Source organism: Streptomyces kebangsaanensis (genome assembly GCF_001906585.1).
Taxonomy (GTDB): Bacteria; Actinomycetota; Actinomycetes; order Streptomycetales; family Streptomycetaceae; genus Streptomyces; species Streptomyces kebangsaanensis.
In genome coordinates this window covers 1-1,590 of sequence record NZ_JUJA01000157.1, presented here as the reverse complement: position 1 = coordinate 1,590, position 1,590 = coordinate 1, and the positions used below count along the sequence as shown (strand labels likewise).

Here is a 1,590-nt window from a genome sequence, read left to right as displayed (position 1 = left end):
GGGCGGGCGGAGGCCAACCGGTTTTCCGGGTGCCGGGCGCCGGGCAAGGGGTGCCGTCCCTCCAGATGGGTACGCGGGCGGCAAGAAGGCCGGTTCCGAAGCCCGAGGCCTGCCCTGTGTCCCCGTCCCCCCTTGAGCCATGAGCGCAGCAGCCATCCACCCGTCCCCCGCCGCCCGTCCGGCCGGCGCCACCGCCGTCCGGGGCAGTCATCACCACCGTCTGGGCGACGCCCTGCACGCCGTCAAGGTGTTCGCGGGCGCCGTGTTCGACGTCGTCGTCCTCGGCGAGTACGGCGAGGAGGCGGGCGTACGCCACAAGTGACCTACTAGGGTCAGTCCGTGACAGAACGGACGGTGACCCTCCGGTCGCGCGCGGCACACGCGGCACCCGCCCTCGTACTCCTCGCCCTCTCCCTCACCGCCCTCGCGGCCCTGTTCGCCGCCCTGGGCGTCGCGATGCCCGACGCGGTGGTCTACCAGGCGGAGGGAGCGGCCGTCGTCCACGGTCGCGACCTGTACGGCTTCACGATCACGGAGGGACGGCTGCCGGCCACCTACCCGCCGTTCGCGGCCCTGCTGTTCGTACCGACGGTGTGGCTGCCGGTCCCGGCCCTGAAGGCGACGTTCTGCGCGGGCAACGCGCTCCTGCTCGCCTGGCTCGTCCACCTCTCCGCCCGGCTCGCCGGGCGCCGGGCCGGACTCCCCCTGGTGTGTGCGGCGACCGCGCTCGCCGTCTGGCTCGAACCGGTCTTCCAGACCTTCGTGTACGGGCAGATCAACCTCGCGGTCACCTGCCTGGTCCTGTGGGACCTCACCCGGCCGCCCGGCGCCCGCGGCAAGGGGGCGCTGATCGGGGTCGCGGCCGGCATCAAGCTCACCCCGGGGCTCTTCATCCCGTACCTGCTGCTCCGCGGACGCGTGCGCGAGGCGGCCACGGCGACGGCCGCTTTCGCCGCCACCGTCGCCGTCGGCGCGCTCGCCCTGCCCGCGGCCAGCGTCGGCTACTGGACCCGCCACCTCTTCGACACCGGCCGGGTGGGCAAGCCGTGGATCGCCGCCAACCAGTCGCTGCAGGGCCTGGTCGCCCGCGTGCTGGGGGAGCCGTCACCCGGCCTCGCCTGGGTGCTGCCCGCCGTCGCGGTCGGCGCCGCCGGCCTGTGGCTCGCGGTCCGGGCGCGGCGGGAGCGGTGGGGCGTGCTGCTGACCGGGCTGACCGCGCTGCTCGTCTCACCGATCAGCTGGTCCCACCACTGGGTGTGGTGCGTCCCGCTGATCGCCGTGCTCCTGGCCGAGGGCCACCGCCTCTGGGCGGCGCTCACCGCCGTCCTCTTCACCACCCGCACCATGTGGCTGGTCCCCCGCAAGGGCCTGGAGCTGCGCCTGGACTGGTGGCAGCAGCCCCTGGCCTCGCCCTACGCCCTGCTGGTGCTGACCCTGCTCGCGACGGCCGCGCTGGAGTACCGGGGGCGCGGGTTCGGCCGCGTACGGTCCGGTCAGGCCTCCTCCGCCAGCAGCTCGTCGGCGTCCATGATCCGGTAGGCGTAGCCCTGTTCGGCCAGGAAGCGCTGGCGGTGGGCGGCGAAGTCCTGG

At 74.5% G+C, this 1,590-nt stretch carries 2 protein-coding genes; both read left to right on the top strand.

Translation table 11 applies throughout. The annotated features are described in order from the left end of the window. The first annotated feature begins 139 nt into the window (after positions 1 to 139). Positions 140 to 322, top strand: coding sequence for a hypothetical protein (locus RH94_RS27080; RefSeq protein WP_073950798.1), 183 nt, complete (start codon positions 140 to 142; stop codon positions 320 to 322). A 17-nt stretch (positions 323 to 339) separates the two neighbouring features. Further along, on the top strand, positions 340 to 1,539 hold the full coding sequence (locus tag RH94_RS27075) for a glycosyltransferase 87 family protein (RefSeq protein WP_407697363.1): 1,200 nt from the start codon (positions 340 to 342) through the stop codon (positions 1,537 to 1,539). Positions 1,540 to 1,590: the final 51 nt, after the last annotated feature.